This window comes from Arthrobacter sp. A5, from assembly GCF_051131705.1.
GTDB lineage: Bacteria > Actinomycetota > Actinomycetes > Actinomycetales > Micrococcaceae > Arthrobacter_M.
Genome location: NZ_CP180316.1, coordinates 2907393 through 2926052 on the forward strand (window position 1 = coordinate 2907393; position 18660 = coordinate 2926052).

At 64.5% G+C, this 18660-nt stretch carries 14 protein-coding genes and 2 pseudogenes; 5 read left to right on the forward strand and 11 right to left on the reverse strand.

The genetic code is table 11. The annotated features are described in order from the left end of the window. Positions 1–27 precede the first annotated feature (27 nt). The 4 genes and pseudogenes from ACLLJI_RS13720 to ACLLJI_RS13735 form a co-directional block, all read right to left on the reverse strand. Positions 28–1328 (reverse strand): annotated as a pseudogene (locus tag ACLLJI_RS13720) (ISL3 family transposase). A 126-nt stretch (positions 1329–1454) separates the two neighbouring features. Beyond that, on the reverse strand, positions 1455–3956 hold the full coding sequence (locus ACLLJI_RS13725) for a tyrosine-type recombinase/integrase (protein ID WP_434613171.1): 2502 nt from the start codon (positions 3954–3956) through the stop codon (positions 1455–1457). Further along, entirely contained in the window at positions 3953–5215 is a 1263-nt protein-coding gene (locus ACLLJI_RS13730) for a tyrosine-type recombinase/integrase (RefSeq protein ID WP_434613174.1), read from the reverse strand. Before ACLLJI_RS13730 ends, ACLLJI_RS13725 begins: the two co-directional genes overlap by 4 nt. A 76-nt stretch (positions 5216–5291) precedes the next feature. Next, positions 5292–5624 (reverse strand): annotated as a pseudogene (locus tag ACLLJI_RS13735) (IS110 family transposase); the annotation flags it as partial. Between the two features lie 301 nt (positions 5625–5925). Between ACLLJI_RS13735 and ACLLJI_RS13740 the strand changes: the two are divergent. Further along, positions 5926–6528, forward strand: coding sequence for a hypothetical protein (locus ACLLJI_RS13740; protein WP_434613177.1), 603 nt, complete (start codon positions 5926–5928; stop codon positions 6526–6528). Continuing rightward, the gene (locus ACLLJI_RS13745) at positions 6528–7700 is read left to right on the forward strand and encodes a DUF222 domain-containing protein (RefSeq protein ID WP_434613180.1); all 1173 of its coding nucleotides are present in this window, start codon (positions 6528–6530) and stop codon (positions 7698–7700) included. The genes ACLLJI_RS13740 and ACLLJI_RS13745 overlap by 1 nt, the downstream gene beginning before the upstream one ends. A 132-nt stretch (positions 7701–7832) precedes the next feature. Here the strand turns inward: ACLLJI_RS13745 and ACLLJI_RS13750 are convergent, their stop codons facing one another. Further along, positions 7833–8162 (reverse strand): ATP/GTP-binding protein, encoded by a 330-nt coding sequence (locus ACLLJI_RS13750; protein WP_283561035.1) that lies wholly within the window; start codon positions 8160–8162, stop codon positions 7833–7835. 92 nt (positions 8163–8254) lie between these two features. Between ACLLJI_RS13750 and nucS the strand changes: the two genes are divergently transcribed. From nucS to ACLLJI_RS13765, 3 genes are all read left to right on the forward strand, one after another. Beyond that, on the forward strand, positions 8255–8950 hold the full coding sequence (nucS, locus tag ACLLJI_RS13755) for an endonuclease NucS (RefSeq protein WP_434613184.1): 696 nt from the start codon (positions 8255–8257) through the stop codon (positions 8948–8950). Positions 8951–8992: 42 nt separating this feature from the next. Next, entirely contained in the window at positions 8993–10300 is a 1308-nt protein-coding gene (locus ACLLJI_RS13760; protein ID WP_434613187.1) for an N-acetylglucosamine-6-phosphate deacetylase, read from the forward strand. A 331-nt stretch (positions 10301–10631) separates the two neighbouring features. Beyond that, complete coding sequence (locus ACLLJI_RS13765) at positions 10632–10835, forward strand: cold-shock protein (protein ID WP_283561038.1); 204 nt, start codon at positions 10632–10634, stop codon at positions 10833–10835. Between the two features lie 261 nt (positions 10836–11096). On the opposite strand, the gene ACLLJI_RS13770 is transcribed toward ACLLJI_RS13765, so the two are convergent. The 6 genes from ACLLJI_RS13770 to atpA form a co-directional block, all read right to left on the reverse strand. Further along, positions 11097–13760 (reverse strand): bifunctional lysylphosphatidylglycerol flippase/synthetase MprF, encoded by a 2664-nt coding sequence (locus ACLLJI_RS13770; RefSeq protein ID WP_434613191.1) that lies wholly within the window; start codon positions 13758–13760, stop codon positions 11097–11099. Positions 13761–13767: 7 nt separating this feature from the next. Next, on the reverse strand, positions 13768–14199 hold the full coding sequence (locus tag ACLLJI_RS13775; protein WP_283561040.1) for a DUF2550 domain-containing protein: 432 nt from the start codon (positions 14197–14199) through the stop codon (positions 13768–13770). A 10-nt stretch (positions 14200–14209) separates the two neighbouring features. Further along, on the reverse strand, positions 14210–14503 hold the full coding sequence (locus ACLLJI_RS13780) for a F0F1 ATP synthase subunit epsilon (protein WP_434613194.1): 294 nt from the start codon (positions 14501–14503) through the stop codon (positions 14210–14212). Position 14504: 1 nt separating this feature from the next. Continuing rightward, entirely contained in the window at positions 14505–15959 is a 1455-nt protein-coding gene (gene atpD, locus ACLLJI_RS13785) for a F0F1 ATP synthase subunit beta (protein WP_283561042.1), read from the reverse strand. Between the two features lie 74 nt (positions 15960–16033). Then, complete coding sequence (locus ACLLJI_RS13790; RefSeq protein WP_283561043.1) at positions 16034–16927, reverse strand: F0F1 ATP synthase subunit gamma; 894 nt, start codon at positions 16925–16927, stop codon at positions 16034–16036. Between the two features lie 81 nt (positions 16928–17008). Beyond that, positions 17009–18646, reverse strand: a complete 1638-nt coding sequence (gene atpA, locus ACLLJI_RS13795) for a F0F1 ATP synthase subunit alpha (protein ID WP_434613198.1) — start codon at positions 18644–18646, stop codon at positions 17009–17011. Positions 18647–18660 lie beyond the last annotated feature (14 nt).

Consider the following 18660-nt stretch of genomic DNA (forward strand, 5'->3'; position numbering starts at 1 on the left):
ATCGGGCTCTCCTGACACATCCGTGGGTCATTTCCGTCCCGGGAGCACCGGTTTACGGCCACCCAGGCTGAGCATGGCCAGGCTGATCAGGGTCTCGGGGGACTTGAACCCGAACGCCACCCGGGTGATCAGCCTGATCTTCGTATTCATGGATTCAATCCGTCCGTTCGACAGCCCGTGTTCGATGGATGCCAGGATGCTGTCGCGGTGCTTGACGATGGCCTTTTGGAGTTTCACGAAGGAGGGGATCCTGGATCTCCTGGCCCAGGACACCCATCGGTCCAGGGCCACCACGGCTTCGGCATAAGGGAGCTTGAAGACCGTGCGCAGCCCTTCCTTCAAGTAGTAGGCCCGGCCCAGGACGGGGTCGGTCTGCACGATCCAGGACAGCTTCGCCTGCTGCTTTTCGGTGAGGTCCTCGGGGTTCTTCCAGAGTGCGTAGCGGCTGTTCTTCAGCTTGGTGGCCCGCTCACTGTCGGGCCTCTCCGGCGCGACCTTGGGTGGTCGTCCGCGGCCACGGGCCGGTTCGTTCTCCCGGGCCGCTTTCCGTGCCCGGTTCCAGGCGGTGCGCCGCTCTGCATCCAGGGCGTCGGTGGCCCACATGACGATGTGGAACGGGTCGGCCACGCGGACCGCTTGGGGGCAGCGCGCGGCCACGACGGTGGCGATCCACTCGGCCGCATCCGCGGATACATGCGTGATCTCGGTGCACCGTTCGTCCACCAGAGCGTCGAAGAACTTGCCCAGGGTGGCCTTGTCCCGTCCCGGCGAGGCCCAGATGAGCCGGCCCGAATCATGGTCCACGACCACGGTGAGGTACTTGTGTCCGCGCTTGTAAGAGATCTCGTCAATGCCAATGCGTGTCAGGTTCGCGAACGGGTCGAAGGTCGCGGCGGTGTCTTTCCAAACCCGATCGATGATCGAGCCCACGGTGCGCCAGGCGATGCGCATCAACTGGGTGACAGCGCTCTTGGAAGTCTGGGTGGCCAGCCAGGCGATCTGCTGGTCAAAGATCCTGTGTGGCCAGCCTGGTGCCGGGCCCACGGGACGGCGGCGACGGTGACCCCGTGCTCGGGGCAGCGCACCCGCGGTGATTCGGCGACCAGGTAGGTTTCGATGGTTCCCAGATCCAGGGTCCGCCATCTCCTGGGACCACCGCCGCGGTCGTATCGGCGGCACCGCCTGGAACAGATCCCGCACCGGTTGCGCATGGACTTCATGGGGCTCACCAAGGCGATGAAAACACCGGTGTCCTCCTCGAAATCCAGACCCCGGACAATCGTTTTTTCGACACCCAGCAGGGTGCACCATATGCTTGATTTCTGCACGCCGTTTTCCAACCTCGATTTTTGTACCTTTGACAGTCAAAAATCCTAGGTAGAAAGCGGCGTGTGGTCGTTAAGGCGCGCAGGTCACGCCCACGGATATGTCACAAGAGCCGGAAATCGTCCATATTACGGGCCGATTCGGGGGTCGGGTGGGTTGATGTTGGTGCGGCCGGCGGCTTGGGTGAAGGTGGGCATGCCGAGTTGGGTCGTGGTTCGGCGTTCGGTGATCTGGTCCATTTCGGCAAGTTTGGCCCGCGCCCCTGCGAGACTGACTTTGAGGCCTTCGGCTTCTCCGAGCCAGCGGTGGGACTCGGCTTCAGCGATGCGGTCGATGAGGTTGTCGCGGATCTGTGCGAGGCGGGGTCTGGCTGTGGGATCGGGCCGCAGCAGCGGGCAGCGCAGGCAGCTGTGCTCGTGGATGCAGGGCGTGTCGTAGGAGCGGCCGCAGTCGCCGACGGAAACCTTGCGGTGTTCGAAGTGGCCGATGAACTCGGCCCATTCCGCGTCGGTGGGGGTTCGGTATTCCTGGCTGGGGCGTAGCGCGCGGCGGCGGGCGATGAATTCACGGTGGCCGTTGATGACTTCTTCGGGGTAGACAGCCTTGTATCCCATGGTGGTGTTGATGTCGCGGTGTCCGGCGACGAGTTGGGCTATGTGCGGTGGCATGCCGTGCATGATCGCGTCGGTGATGAAGATCCGGCGGAAGTCGTGGAAGGTGTAGCGCATCGGGGTGCCGCCGCCGTCCTTGATGCCGAGTTCTTCCAGGGCGTGGTCGAGGTATTGGCGCAGGGCGCCTTCGGATACTGCCCGGTGGTCCAGTCGCCGCCGCCATTGAAACAACAGGGGCAGGGGCGGGTTGTAGACGCGTTCGTTTTTGTCGTAGGACACTACCGGCGGGACGTGGGGTTGCCCGGCGCGGATTCGGGAGACGATCTGGGAGAGCACGTCGGCGAGTTCTGGTGAGATGACCAGTATGCGTTCGGCGTCGGTTTTGGAAGGGGCGATCTGTAGCAGGGGAACCAGTTCCCCTGTGTCGGGGAGCCGGTATTGGATCAGGCTGTGGTGTGAGAGTTCGCCGAGTTCTTCGATGCGAATGCCCGTGTGGCGCAGCACCTCGACCATGGCCCAGGTCCAGAAACCGCGATGCTCTCCGAACGTCAGATCGCGGCGTGGTCCGCCGTCCGGGTCCTCGGCCCAGACCCGGCTGGTGGTTTCGGTTTTCATGGCCGTTCTGCGCAGTGTTTGGCCGGCAGCGGTAAAAAGTTCACCCGCGACGGTGCGTGTCCCGGCTGCCAGCAGGTCGCTGGTGAGTGCCCGTTCGGTCTGCACCCATGAGATCAGTGCCGGGAGCACCGGCAGCCGTTCGCGGGTGCGTTGGTCCGTGCGTGATTTGCGGGCCAACCGGTCTTTTTTGTGGGAGACATCCGTGGCGCTGACCGGGCAACGCACTGCCCACTCACCCCACCGTGCGGGGTCGTCATCGGCCCATTCGGCCAGGTCCAGGTAGAAGGCGCGCACGGCAGAAAAAACGCTGCGTCCATCCAGCCGTGCCGACGTCCTTTGGATCTGCTCCCCGTTGGCCGAGGTGCTGGTGCGGGCACGGGTCATGACCCGCTTTTTCCAAGACGCGGCGACCTCGCGGGAGAACTTCAGTGAATCGATCCCTGGCTGGTGGGCTTCGAGGTCGGCCCAGAACAATTTGCCCAACAGGTAGGCGGTGCGTTGCAATGACGAGAAGTCCATCGCCAGCTGGCGTTCCCGCAGGTAGTCCACGAGCACGTCCCGGACCGGCAGGCACTTGATCTTGTACCGGTCGATCAGCTGCTCGCAGGTGGATTGGCCGTTGCCGGAGAACATTTCAAGGGCGGCGGGGGCATCCTCGCCCAAGACACCGTGCTGGCGCAGCAGTTGATAGAACAGCGGGCTGCGGGCGTTGGTCTGGGTCCCGGTGCCGATACTGGTGACGGTCGCGAGCAGCTCAACGCAGTCTCCAACCCGCACCGCCGAGACCGGTCCTCCCTTGACGGCCATGATGACCGCGATCCGTGTCAGGGCCTGTTGCCTGGTTTGCGACTCCAGGTGCGCTTCGGTGCAGGCCCGGTTCAGGGCGGCGAACGCCGTGCTGTCGCGGGTGCGCGCCATCTCGGGGGCCAATGCCCGTCGCGCCGGGGCGAAACGCAACAGCCAGTTCAGGCCCGGACGGATCACATCGGCGCAGATCAGCACCATCAGGCCGATGCTCAGGTGGGGTGCGGGCTCCCCAGGGGCGTTCCGCGACCGGCCGACGGACTCGCCAACGAACAAGTCCCGCCAGTCGCCGGCAGCCTCCGCGCCGCTGGCCTGCCACCGTTGTTGCCAGTTCCCGCCGGGGAAACCGGCCAGCCAGCCCAGCACCGCCAACACTCCCGTGCGGCGGATCCGCTGGCTGTTCGGATTCTCCAAGCTGAACGGTGCCGCAAGCACGCGGGCCAGCACCGCGGAACTATCATCACAGGTCGAAGGCCACGAAGGATCAACCCCGCGCGCGGGGAACGCGGCCATCAGCTGCGCCCCGGTTTGCGCAACTGTGCGGCCCGCCGCCGCATCACTGGCCACCGGCGGAGCATGCAGTTGTCCGCTGCCCGTCATGGCTGGTTCCCTCCGAAGAGGATCTGCAGGCTTTCGGGCCGGTAACCGGGTGCAGGTGCAGGCACGGGGTCACGCAGGAGCTGCCGGGCATGAAAGGCAAGCACTCCGGCAATCACGTCCTCAGTCACGGGGTTCAAATAGCGCTGCGTGGTCGATAAAAATGCATGACCCAGGACCCATTGCACGTCGGTCAACGGCATCTTCGGATCCTGGGCCATCCGGTAGGCGGCCGTGTGGCGAAGGTCGTGCAGCGACCACGCCGTGCCCAGCGATGTATTCGCCCGATCGAACATCGCCCGTGCCGCATCATAGGTCAAGGCCCGGAACGGACGGCGCAACGTCCACCACAACGGTTCATCCCTGCCCGGCGGAACCAAGCCCGACACTTGTGCCTGATAGAGACGCAACCAGACGAACGCGTCCGGCGCGGCAGGCAATGGCTGCAACGCGCCGGTTCCCTTGCGCACCACGGTGACCAATTGCTGCCCGGGATCAACATCAGCCACCGTGGCCCCCAACAGCTCCGAAGCCCGGGCACCGGTCGAGACCCAGAACGCGACCAACGCCCGGTCCCGATGCGACCCCAGCTGGGCGAACAACCGATCGAACTGGTCATCCGGGATCGCCCGTGGAACCCGGGTCACGACCTTGGGCCGGTAGCGGCCGCGGCGCTGCCCGGCAGACGCATCCATCGGGTTGTGATGCGCCCCCGCCCGGCTGCCTCCACGGGCACGGGCCAGAGGAAACGGGTTGAGCATCGGCCCGGTGCCCGCTTCCAGGTGAAAGTCGTAGAAGCCACGCAACACACTCTCGCAATGCGCCACCGTTACCGCAGCATACCTGTCGCCGTCCGGGGCCTTGCCCGGCCCTGGATTCCCCCTATCCGACCCGGGCGTCGCGTCTGAACCCGGCCCTCCACCCTCGGGGTAACGCCAATGACGCCGAACCGGCTTGAGCGCCACCTGCAACCAACGGCAGAAATCACGCGCTTCGACCTGGGTTGCCTGATCCCACGCCATCCCAAGGGCCGCCAGGAATCGAAACCAGCGCAACAAGTCCATGCCATAGGACCGCAGTGTCGTCGCCGGCCGCCCGCAGGCCACCAGCTCGCAGAAGAACGCCGCCGCCGGTCCTATCGTCGCTCCGGCGCCATCAACCAGCCGATACGGTTCGAAGGGATTGCCGGTGGCCTTCAACGCACCCGAGGGCGGCACCACCAGCTCGGACAGTACCCGCGGCATGTTCTCTTCGTTGACCATGAGAACAGAACCTAGCCGATACCAGCCGGCGCCGCCTACGGTTCTCCGGCGTGGGCCCGGTTAGTTCGGTTAACACGTCGGTTTTAGCCTCGCCGGGGTGCAGATCCGCGATCCGGCGCATCGCCAACCCGGGCAGGTAACCGACCAGGATTCCGGCGGCCCGGGCCGTCGCCACCGGCAGCGCACCAATGGTGGCGGGCTGGTCCACGACCAGCAGTAGCGTGCCGTTTTTGGCCAGTGTGTCGATGATCGCCCGCAGCTTCGCTTCGTCCTGAGGCAAAGCCTTATCGAGCAGCTTCTTCCCGGATTTATCCAGCGCCACCGCGTGGTGATTGCTCTTGCCGACATCGACTCCGCTGAAGACATCGATACTCTCGTAATCCTTAATCAACCTCAAAACCTCCCGCATCCGAGACCTGTAAAACAGCGCTGGTCTGTCCTGCGGCGACAAGAGTCGGCATCCACGTTACGGCTGACCTGCCACGATAAAAACTGCCGCTGGTCCGGTCCCTATTAGCGATCCCCTGACACCTATCGGATCCCGGTGACATCACCCCCCGGATCATTGAAGACTGGGGGCATAAATCATGCCGGGAACCAACAGGCCAGCAACCCAATTCTTACTCAATTAGGGGCTACTAAAAAGGTACCGGGGTCCACAGCTTGGGTCCCGACCCGGTTTTGTCAGTGCCGCTGGATAAAATTGAGGCATGAGTACACAAGGAATGGCAGGCGTGATGGACACCGTGGAACTGGCGGCGGCCGTTGACGTGGTCAGGTCCTTCGTTGCCGGGTATGCCGGCAGCGCCCCGGTAATGACGAAGAACTCGGTGCTGGAAAGCGCCGACCTGCTGGAGAGAATGTTCCGCTACGTGCAGCAGGGCCAAATCATTGCCGCGCACGCCATAGACACCCAGAATTTCCACGCCACCGGGGATACTGACACCGCCTTTACCTGGGACAGCCCGGTAACCGCCTGCGACGCCGATGCCCATAATGATGCCGACAATACAGAAGTGCCGGCCCCGTTCGGCGGTGAGCCGGCCTCGTTCGGCTGGGACACGGCTCCGGCGGGAGAGCCAGCTGCACCCGACACGACTGCGCCGGACACGACTGCGCCGGACACCACTGCGCCGGACACCACTGTGGCGGACACCACTGCGCCGGACACCACTGTGGCGGACACCACTGTGGTGGGAGCAGTGTCCGGCGGAAGCCCTGGGCCCCACGGGACCGGCCAGGTCGTTGCTGCAGCTGCTGCTCCCGCGGGTTCCGTCGTCGGCGCCGTGCCGCTCACGGGGAAACGGAGGTGATGCCGTCTCCAGGGACGGGCCCGGCGATCCGGGCGGGACGGAAGAAGTCGCCGTACCGCAATGTGCAGGAATTCCTGGTCTGCCGGCTAAGGATCTCCTACTCGGAAGCGAACCGCCGGGTGTTCCTGGGCCGGGATCTTCTGCCTGCACTGTCCCTTACTGGGGAAATGATTGCGCCGAAGTTCCCGGCCCTGGCAGCTGCGGCGGCCAGCGGGGACGCGTCCATTGAGTCCCTGATCAGGGTCTCCCGTGCCCTGCACAAGATGAAGCTCAAAACCGACCCGCACTCCCTTGCCATCATCGAGGGCGCACTCGCCGAGCAAACGAGGCTCACGGACCCGGATTGCCTGGATCCGCAGATCCGTCAATGGGTACTGGGGGTCGACCAGAACGGGACCTCACCGACAGAAACCGAGCTGCAGGCCAGGCAGGGCGTGCACTACAAAGGCCTGTACCGCGGACTCCACCACTTGGAAATCCATGCGGACCAGCCACAGTATGAGACGTTGCTGACGGTGATGAATACCGGCACGAACCCGCGGTCCTTGACAGTCGTGGAAAGAGCGATGGATACCCGCACGCGGCAGCAGCGCCTGCTCGATGCGCTGGTGACCGGGTGTGGTATCGCGCTACAGACCGGTGACCTGCCTGAAGCGGGCGGTCACCGGCCCAACATCATGGTAACCATCGATTACCATGAACTCTTCAACCGGCTGGAGACCGGGCGCTCGACGGGCCGGTTCGCCTTCACGGGGCCCGTTGACGCCGGCAACATCCGCCGGCTTGCCTGCGATGCCAATCTGATCCCGATCGTGCTCGGCGGGAGTGGCCAGATTCTCAACTACGGGCGCCGGCGACGATTCCATACCCGGGCCCAGCGTCTGGCGATCATTGCAAGGGACAAAGGCTGTATTCGGCCCGGCTGCACGATGCCCGCAGCATGGACCGAAGTCCATCACATCGATTTCTGGGAAAACGGCGGGGAAACCGATGTCAACACAGGAGCTTTAACGTGTTCCTTCGATCACCATGTCGTCCATGCTGGTCAGGCGAAGATCATCCTCATCGATGACATACCTCATTGGGTGGCATCTCCGGATGTCGACCCTGCCCAAAAACCGCGCCGCAACAGATTCTTCAATCCACCCGCCCTCTCCGGTCCCGTGCCGTGACCGTTAACCAGTCCAATGGCGCGGTCATGAGCGAACGCGCCCCGTTGTGCCACTGCCAGCCACCGCGCAAGGTTCCGCCACGACCCGGCGCTGCGCGGATTCGGCCACAACCGGGATCGCCGGGAGATTCATTCAACGGTATTTGTAGCTTCGTGACTGCCAGCAGTTCGTGTGCCAATGCCGGCGGTCCGTCAGGGCGGATGCCGCGCCGAAGAGGGAATCTTCCTGCCACACGACCAGGTGTGCCACGCCGGGCTGGACGGGCCTGTGGCAGCCCGGGCAGGTGTAGATTTTGGCGGCGTTCCGCGCCGTCACGGGCCGCACCATCCACTCGCCGTCGGGCGCGGACTCGCGGTGCGGGAAGCCCGAGCGGGCCCGCTCCAGATCGAGGTCTTCGGGAGCGGCGTTCTGCTGGGCCGCCCTGCCGCCAGCGGCGCGGCGGGGGCGGTTGGAACGGGGCATGGATCCATTCTGCCTTAGTTCAGCCAGAAGCCGGACGGACTTGGGACCGGCCGGAAGGATGCGGACCCGGGCGGGACGGTAGAGTACTGTGCGTGCGTTTAGTTATAGCTCGTTGCTCCGTAGATTACGTCGGCCGCCTTAAGGCTCATCTGCCGTTGGCCATCCGACTGCTGTTGGTCAAAGCGGACGGCTCGGTCCTGGTCCATTCCGACGGCGGCTCCTATAAGCCGCTGAACTGGATGAGTCCCCCGGCGACGGTCAGGAGGACGACGCCGGCACAAACAGAGCTGGAGGAGGGCGTCCGGGAGCAATGGGTGGTCCAGTCGGCCAAGACCGATGACCGGCTGATCATCAATATATATGAGCAGCTCCATGACAGCAGCCACGATCTGGGAGTCGATCCGGGCCTGATCAAGGACGGGGTTGAAGCCGATCTGCAGCGTCTGCTGGCCGCGCAGATCCATACTTTGGGCGAGGGCTTCACGCTGATCCGCCGCGAATATTTCACGGCAATCGGACCGGTGGATATCCTGGCCCGGGACGCAACGGGTGGCACTGTCGCCGTGGAACTCAAGCGCCGGGGCGATATAGACGGCGTGGAGCAGCTGACTCGTTACCTTGAGCTGCTGAACCGGGACCCGCTGCTGGCACCGGTCCGCGGCGTGTTTGCCGCGCAGCAAATCAAGCCGCAGGCCAAGGTACTGGCCGTTGACCGCGGGATCGAGTGCCTCACGCTGGATTATGACGCTATGCGCGGAGTGGATGACACCTCCTCTCGGTTGTTCTAGCGGGATTCAAGAGCCGACCGGCAGGCTGACTAGAATCGAAGCATGACTTCAAATGCATCGCCCGGGCAGGACAGCGGCAGCCTGGACAGGAAACTGTTGGCCGGCACGCTGGTGACGGACGGGACCATTACCGACGACGGCGTCCTGGCCATCGAGGGCGACAGGATTATTTACGCCGGCCCGGCTTCCGGTTATGACAGCTCGGTTTTTGACGGTGCAGGTTTTGACGGTGCGGACAAGACGGCGGCCGGAAGTCCGGAAGGCTCCGGTGGCATCGAACGGCTGGAGCTGGCCGCCGGCTCGTTGATCCTTCCCGGCCTGATCGACGTTCACAACCACGGCGGCAACGGCGGCGATTTTCCGGGGGCAGAGGAAGCCTCGGCACGTAAGGCGGTGGATTTCCTGCACCGCAGCGGCACCACGACGCTGCTGGCCAGCATGGTGACGGCATCGCGGGAGGACCTATTGAGGGGAATCGGCGTATATCTCGACATGACTCTCGAGGGGCTGCTGGCGGGCATCCATCTGGAAGGCCCGTTCCTCTCGCACGCCCGGTGCGGGGCTCAGGACCCGCAGTGGCTCCGTGAGCCCGATCTGGAGCTGATGGCGGAACTGATCGACGCAGGGCAGGGTGAGATTGTCACGATGACCTACGCGCCCGAGCTTCCGGGGGCGGCCGCGCTGGTGGACCTGCTGACCGTACATGGGATTACGCCGTCCCTGGGACACACGGACTGCGATACAGCCACGGCGGCGGCGTCGCTGACGCAGGCGCGTGACGGCCTTTCCTCCACGGGCTTTGACGGCACGAGCGGGAGGCCGACCGTCACCCATCTGTTCAACGGTATGCCGCCGATGCATCACCGCTCCCCCGGTCCCGTGGCCGCGTGCCTGACCGCGGCCAAATCCGGGTATGCCGCCGTCGAGCTCGTCGCGGACGGCACCCATCTCGACCCGCAGACGGTCCGAATGGTGTTCGAGCTGGTCGGCGCCGCCAATGTCCTGCTGGTGACGGACTCGATGGCTGCGGCCGGGCTCTCCGACGGCCGCTACATGCTCGGTCCCTCACCTGTCACGGTCACCGGCGGGGTGGCCACCCTTGACGCGACCGGCTCGATTGCCGGCGGCACCGCGACGTTGCTCGATGTTCTGCGGCGCACGATTGCCGCGGGGATACCGCTGCAGGACGCGGTGCTCTCGGCAACGGCGGTTCCTGCCGGTGTCCTGGGGTTGTCGGACGAGGTTGGGGGGCTGCGGCGTGGGCTGCGCGCCGACGCCGTCGTGGTGGATGCGGACCTGAAGCTTTCGGCGGTGCTGCGGCAAGGGGCGTGGCTGCAGGCCTGGTCCTGAGCGGTACTGTATCTCATCAGCCGCTCGGTCGTCGGTCCTTTGTCACACCTCGGCCGCTTAGGACAGATTAGGATACCCATTTCTCCGGGGAAATTGACCGAAACAGTTAACAAATGGGGGAATAGTTCCCCCGTTCGTTGACCGGTGGAATGAGTCATGTAATGCTTATCCCAGTCTTTGTGTACGTGGTTTTCGTGCTCGCAAGACGTGTTGCGAGCGTGGAGCTCTCCGGATGAACGGACGTCCGTTTCACCCGGCTTTCCTCCCGCGGTGTGACTAGGTTCCGGACGAAATGTGCGGAGCTGAACAGTTCCAATATGAGGAGAAATACATGGCACAGGGAACCGTCAAGTGGTTCAACGCAGAAAAGGGCTTCGGCTTCATCACTCCCGATGATGCAGATGGCGACGTGTTCGTTCACTACTCTGAGATTCAGTCCGGCGGCTTCAAGAGCCTGGAAGAGAACCAGCGGGTTCAGTTCGAGATCGGTCAGGGCGCCAAGGGCCCTCAGGCCACGGGAGTAACCCCTCTCTAAGTGCCGTCGGTTCTCTAAGTGCCGTCGGTCCCCTGACCGTGCCGTTCTCCGGCAGTGTCTGGGCCAGCGGACAGACGATCCCCGGCCGGCGCCGGGGATCATCTGTTTAATTATCTGCAGCTTAAATACCCGCGGCGGACCACTCAGGTGTTCCCTTGCCTGCAGCTTAAATTCCTGCATCGGACCGCTCAGCGGCAACATGGATCCGGAAGCATACGGGCCCTTCGGCAGAAGCTGATGACGGTCCGCATTGGGACAGCGTCAGGAGACCAGCGTCCGCAGCAGTCGCGCAGTCTGCCGGACCGATAGGTCCGGCAGATACGCCGAAGACAGCGCCCGTCCAACCGCCGGCAGCGTCAGCGGATCGGGGTACATCATGTACAGGGTGCGGTATTCCGGCTGGAAGCGGGATTTGAAGTGCGCCAGCGAACGGAATCCGTACACGGGTTCCAAGGCCTTTCCCACAATGTTGAGCAGCCGCGCCAAGGCGGCGTCCTGCAGCGGCAGGTCCGCGCCGCCGGATCGCGCGTCTCCAGATCCCGCGTCTCCCGCCCCAGCGTCTCCCGCCCCAGCGTCACCGGATCCATCGTCACCGGATCCCGCAGCCCCGCCGCCGCCTCCATCTCTGGTTTCGCCGCGTTCCGGAGCCAGCGGCGAACCGGACAGCGAAATGACCTCCACCGAGTCGCGCAGCTTCAATACGGCGGAGGCAATGAGAAACTCCATCACGCCGGAGAAGCCGTCGCTACGGCGCCGCATGAAGTCCAGGGTCCAGCTGACCACGGCCCCGTCGGCAAACACCGGGAGCCAGCTGGTGACCCCGTGCACGCTGCCGTCCCCGTCCACGGCCAGCGCGCAGAGCACGTCGTCGTCCTTCAGCTCCTCAAGACCACCCAGGGTGAAGCCCATTTCCGGAACCGGCTTCCGGGCGGCCCATTCCTCGGAGACCTCGGAGAGCTGTTGGCGCAGGTGGCCCGGCAACTCCCGGTACGAGGACCACCGCACGCTGATGCCCAGTTTCCGGGCCTTGTTCAGCGCGGTCCGGACGTTCTGCCACTCTTTGCCCTTGAACTCGAGCTCACCGATGCGCAGCCGTGTTTCCTGTGCCACCGGCGCCCGGTTGAATCCCGCGGCCCGCAGCTGCGGCCACAATGTCCCGGTCACGGAGTAAAAGCACGGCGTGAGCGCCCGTTCGGCGCAGTAGTCCAGGAATCCTTCCACCGCGCCGACCTGCGCCGCGGGTTCGCCGAACGGTCCGGCCACGGTCAGGGCCACGGTGCCGTGCTCCTGATAGGCGAGCCCGGCCTTGCCGTCGGCGGTAAACCAGTATTCGTTGTTCCGCCACAGCGCCATCCAGGAGAGGGAATCGCCGCCGGTGCGGATCAGCCGGCGCGCCCGGTCCAACGCACCTTCCTCCCGCAGCCGGCGCCGGCCCTGCAGCAGGAACGCGGTCAGAACCCCCAGCAGGACCACGGTCCAGAACAGTGGACCGCAGAGATGGAAGAGCAGCGACTCCAGTGCGTCCCGGCGGGCGAATGTGCCCCCCAGCTGTTCCGGGAGCGGCAGCGGCAGATACTGGCGCGCCAGCTCGGCCAGCAGCGGACGAAGCCCCCCGGGCGGCCGTTGCAGTCCGCCGTTTGAGATCCACGCGGCACTGTAGCTGCCCGTCAGCACCAGTCCGGTGACCACAATCAGCGCCAGCAGACGCTGCCAGACCCGACGAGAGGTAAACACCGTGAACCGCCGACGGTACAGAAACAGCACGACGGCGATCAGCAGGGGCGTCAGCGCCACCGGCAAAAAATGGGCGAAGCCGGAGCCCAGCATGGTGGTGTGCGAATGCGGCACGTAAAGCGGGACCCGGGAAATGAGCCAGAGGTAAGTGAAGGAAAGGGCGGCGACGAGGGTCTGGACGCCGACGACGATCCAGACAGCCAGCCGGTGTCCACGCCGCAGACCCTCGGCGCACACCAGCAGCAGGAGCGCGGGGACGACGGCGAGTCCCAAGGTCAGGGTGCCACCCAGGCCGCCGGCCGTCTGCGCGAGCTGCAGGCAGGACGCGTCGATGGTGGAGCCACAGCTGGCCTGCAGCTCGTTCACCGTCGGCACGGGGTTGAGCACAATGTCCCGCACGATCGTCAGCGGTCCCGACGGGCTCTTGGCCACCGCCGCCAACAATGGACCGGCGGCGAAGACCGCAACCACGATCGAGAGCATATTCCTTATTTCACGGGCGGACGAGCGGTGGAACCGGACCTCCGCCGTGTCCGTCGTGGTCCACCGTCCAATGGCCAGTCCCGCCAGCGCACCGGCCAGCGCCAGGACCGCTTCCGCATGTCCGACGTACAGGACGAGCATCAGGGCGACGGCGAACACTCCGACCCGCAGCCGGCGTCGCCACAGCGGGCCGAGCCGGGCGGCGGCCGCCAGTGCACAGGCCGCCACCGCTGGATACGGCCCCAACTGTGCCGCGTCCGCCATCTGTCCCAGCCAGCCGTCCCCGGCGTATCGTGCCAGCTGCGTGACCCCCGAGAACACAAGGACCGCTGCGACATTCCCGCCGAAAAATGTCAATGCCGCCGGCAGGGAACCGGCCCGCCGCTCAAGCAAACCGACGGCCCCGGCGATGAGCACGGTGGACACGATGTACGCCGCCGGATTGGTGGCGAAGAAGATGGCCGTGAACAGGGTCCACCAGTGCCCATCCCGGTAATGCTGCAGCTGGCCGCTGATCTCGTTGAGCTGGCCCGACCCCGGTCCGGCCAACAGGCTGCCGGTGAGGGCGGCCAGCCCCCAGAAAATCACCAGGACGGCCACCGTGAAGGGCGTGCGCCGGAGCGGCCAGCGCAGCCGCTCACTCCAGCGTGCTCGGCGCTGCGCCGCAACGGCACCGGTGACCAGGCTCAGTTTTGTCAGCAGGTCCACGGCGGAACTACCGCCAGGTTCCGATGCCTATGACTGGGCCGGCTTCCAGCCAGGACGACAGGCCGGCGTAGGCGTCGAACTTCATGGCCATCAGCATTTCCCGGCCCTCGTAGCTCAAGGTGACGATGACGACGTCGGGCTGTACCTTAATGCGCTCGGATTCAGTGGGCTGCCGGCGCCCCAACAGCACGATCGAGCTGCGCCGGAAACTGTACCGCGCCCGCGGGCTCAAGGACAGCAGCCGGAACCATTCCAGGTCCGCATCCTGATAACGACAAACCCCCATCTGCCACCGGTCTCCCGGCGAGCAAATGGAGGCGTCTACCGTGCCCAGTGCGCGCTGCAGTTGGAAGCGGCGCACCCCGAACAGGCACAGGACAAAAACAAACAGCAGGAAAAGCGCTGCGATGGCGATGAACGTGGTCCCAGGATCGTTCATCTGCCGGAAGCTATCGGATCCCCGCGTTGGCTGAACCGGCTGAGTCTTCCAACTGAGCGTTATCAGCAACGATGACGACCCGGTCGGTGTCCACCGAGAAGAACCCGCCGTCAACGGTCACGGAGATCCGGGCGCCGTCAACCGGCTCGATTGCCAGTTCACCTTCGGCCAGAATAGCCAGCAGCGGAGCGTGTCCCGGCAGGATTCCGATCTCGCCGTCGCTGGTGCGGCCCTTGACCATCTTCGCTGCGCCGGACCAGACGAAATGGTCCGCCGCAACGATTTCAACCTCAAGTTGAGCCATCTTACTTGGTCGATTCCTGGATCGCTGCCCACTGACGCTCGACATCATCCATGCCACCGATGTTGAAGAACGCCTGCTCGGCAATGTGGTCCACGTCGCCGTTGCAGATCGCGTTGAAGCCCTCGATGGTGTCTTTGATCGAGACCGTGGACCCTTCGACGCCGGTGAACTGCTTGGCCGTGTACGTGTTCTGCGAGAGGAACTGCTGGATGCGGCGCGCGCGCGCCACCACGATCTTGTCTTCCTCGGAGAGCTCATCAACACCGAGGATGGCGATGATGTCCTGGAGTTCCTTGTTCTTCTGCAGGATCTGCTTCACGCGTACAGCCGTGTTGTAATGGTCGTGACCGATGTACTGCGGGTCAAGGATGCGGGACGTGGAGCTCAGCGGATCCACGGCCGGGTACAGTCCACGCGAAGCGATTTCACGGGAAAGTTCCGTGGTCGCATCCAGGTGGGCGAACGTGGTAGCCGGGGCCGGGTCGGTGTAGTCGTCCGCGGGGACATAAATGGCCTGCATCGACGTGATCGAGTGACCCTTGGTGGACGTAATGCGCTCCTGGAGCAGACCCATCTCGTCGGCAAGGTTCGGCTGGTAACCCACGGCGGACGGCATCCGGCCCAGCAGGGTGGACACCTCGGAACCGGCCTGCGTGAAGCGGAAGATGTTGTCCACGAAAAGCAGCACGTCCTGGTTCTGCACATCGCGGAAGTACTCCGCCATGGTCAGCGCGGAAAGCGCCACGCGGAGGCGCGTTCCCGGCGGCTCATCCATCTGGCCGAAAACCAGCGCGGTGTCCTTGAGAACGCCGGCTTCCTCCATCTCCACCCAGAGGTCGTTGCCCTCACGGGTACGCTCGCCGACACCGGCGAAGACGGAGGTACCGCCGAAGTTGCGGGCCACACGAGTGATCATTTCCTGGATCAGCACCGTCTTACCCACACCGGCACCGCCGAACAGGCCGATCTTTCCACCCTTGATGTACGGGGTCAGCAGGTCGATGACCTTAATGCCGGTTTCCAGCATCTCCGTCGAACCCTCAAGGGTCGCGAAGGCGGGAGCCTTGCGGTGAATTGGCCAGCGCTCGGTGATGCTCAGCTCTGAGGCATCCACATCCAGCGGCTCGCCGAGCACGTTGAAGATATGGCCCTTGACGCCGTCGCCCACGGGCACGGTGATGGGGGAACCTGTATCCACGACGGCGGTCCCGCGGACCAGGCCGTCGGTGGCCTGCAGGGAGATGGCGCGGACGAGATTGTCACCCAGGTGCAGCGCGGTCTCGAAGGTGATGGTGCGGGTAACGCCGTCGAGGGTTACCGAGGTGGTCAGGGCGTTGTAGATTCCCGGGATTGCGTCCGAGGGGAATTCGACGTCGACAACGGGGCCGATAACGCGGGCAATGCGCCCGGTAGCACGGGCCTTGGAGGCTACCTTTTCTGTGCTGGTGACAGTCATCTCTCTCGCTTCAATCAGTAGATGGCGTGGGGTTAAGTCTAACGGGTCGGAACCTGGCTCCGGTCGCTGCGGTGTCAGGACGCGTTCAACGCGTCCGCACCCGCCACAATCTCGGACAGCTCCTGGGTGATTTCGCCCTGGCGGGCTGTGTTACGCAGTCGCGTGTACTTCTTGATCAGATCGGTCGCGTTGTCACCGGCGGACTTCATGGCCCGCTGGCGGGCGGCAAGCTCGCTGGCCGCTGCCTGCAGGAATGCGTTGAAGATACGGGATTCGATGTACCGGGGAAGCAACGCATCGAGCACCCGTTCCGTCTCCGGCTCGAACTCGTACAGCGGCAACAGATCCTCGGCGGTGGATGCCTGTTCCTCCACGACCTCAAGGGGCAGCAGACGCACCACGGTGGGAACCTGCACAACCATGGACTGGAAGCGGGTGGAAACGACATGGATCTCGTCCACGCCACCCTTCTCATAGTCCGTCGCGAAGGCCTTCAGGACGGCGGCTCCGACGTCCTGCGCTGTCTTGAACTCCGGCGCATCGGTGCCACCGGTCCAGACCCGCTCGAATTCCCGCCCGCGGAAGTCGAAGTAGGCCTGTGCCTTGCGTCCGATCAGGAAGTATTGGATTTCCTTGCCCTCGGCGGTCAGCAGCTCGGTCAGAGCCTCGGCCTGTTTGAGCACGCTCGCGGAGTAGGAACCGGCAAGGCCGCGGTCCGACGTCACAATGACGACGGCGGCACGGCGGATCTGTTCCGGTTCGGTGGTCAGCGGGTGATCAATTTCGGACTGTGATGCCACAGCCGAAACCGCGCGGGTGATGGCGTTCGCGTACGGCAGGGAAGATGCCACACGTGCACGGGCCTTGCCGATGCGCGAGGTGGCGATCAGTTCCATCGCCTTGAAGATCTTGCGCATCGACGTGGTCGAGGTGATCTTCTGGCGGTAGACCCGGATCTGGGCTCCCATAGTCTTCCTTTCCTGTGCTCCCGGTGGTTGAGCCTGTCGAAACCGCTCAAGGGTTCCGACAGGCTCAATCAGCGAATGAAATCAGCGCTTCTGCTTGACGATTTTCTCTTGGTCAACGTCGGAGCCTGACAGTGCGTCGTGCTCCTCATGTCCGGCACCCACCAGGCGGTCGTCGCCCTCGCCGAAGAAACCCTTCTTGAACTCCACAATGGAGGTCTTCAGCGCTTCGGCGGTGTCGTCGTCGAGCACATTGGTCTGCGCCAATGTGGTCAGCACCGACGAGCTGTGCCGCAGGTGCTCCAAGAACTCGGCTTCGAAGCGGCGAACGTCCTCCACCGGGACATCATCGAGGTAACCCTTGGTGCCGGCCCAGATGGAGACCACCTGGTCCTCGATCGGGAACGGCGAGTACTGGCCCTGCTTGAGCAGTTCCATCAGCCGCGCTCCGCGGGTCAGCTGCTGGCGTGATGCGGCGTCCAGGTCCGAGGCAAACATGGCGAATGCCTGCATGTCGCGGTACTGGGCCAGGTCCAGCTTCAACGTTCCGGAAACCTTCTTCATCGACTTCACCTGCGCAGCGCCGCCCACCCGGGAGACGGAGACACCGACGTCCACGGCGGGCCGCTGGTTGGCGTTGAAGAGGTCCGACTGCAGGAAGATCTGGCCGTCGGTGATGGAGATAACGTTGGTCGGGATGTAGGCGGAGACGTCGTTCGCCTTCGTCTCGATCAGCGGCAGGCCCGTCATGGAACCGGCGCCGAGCTCGTCGGAGAGCTTGGCACAACGCTCCAGCAGGCGGGAGTGCAGGTAGAACACATCGCCCGGGTAGGCCTCGCGGCCCGGCGGACGGCGCAGCAGCAGCGACACGGCGCGGTAGGCCTCGGCCTGCTTGGACAGGTCATCGAAGACGATCAGGACGTGCTTGCCGCCGTACATCCAGTGCTGGCCGATGGCCGAGCCTGCATACGGGGCCAAGTACTTAAAGCCGGCCGGGTCGGACGCCGGGGAGGCGACGATGGTGGTGTACTCCAGCGCTCCGTTGTCCTCAAGGGTCTGCCGCACCGCGGCAATGGTGGACGCCTTCTGGCCGATGGCCACGTAGATGCAGCGGACCTGCTTCTGCACGTCCCCGGAGGCCCAGTTGGCCTTCTGGTTGATGATCGTGTCAATGGCGATCGCCGACTTACCCGTCTGGCGGTCCCCGATGATCAGCTGACGCTGGCCGCGGCCGATCGGAATCATGGCGTCGATCGCCTTGAGACCGGTCTGCATCGGTTCGTGGACCGACTTGCGCTGTGTTACGCCGGGAGCCTGCAGCTCCAGTGCGCGCCGTCCCTCGGCCTGTATCTCGCCCAGGTCATCAATCGGGACGCCCAGCGGGTCAACAACGCGGCCCAGGAACCCGTCGCCGACGGGTACGGACAGAACCTCACCGGTACGGTGAACCTCCTGGCCCTCTTCGATGCCGGCGAAGTCACCAAGAACAATGACGCCGATTTCGCGTACGTCAAGGTTCTGGGCCAGCCCCAGCGTTCCGTCCTCAAAGCGCAGCAGCTCGTTGGCCATGACGGAGGGAAGACCCTCCACACGGGCGATGCCATCGCCGGCCGAGGTTACTCGGCCAACTTCAACGCGCTCGGCGTTGCCAGGCTCGTAGGACGCCGCAAACTCGTTCAACGCATTACGGACGTCGTCGGCGTTGATGGTCAATTCGGCCATCTGCAGTCCCTGCT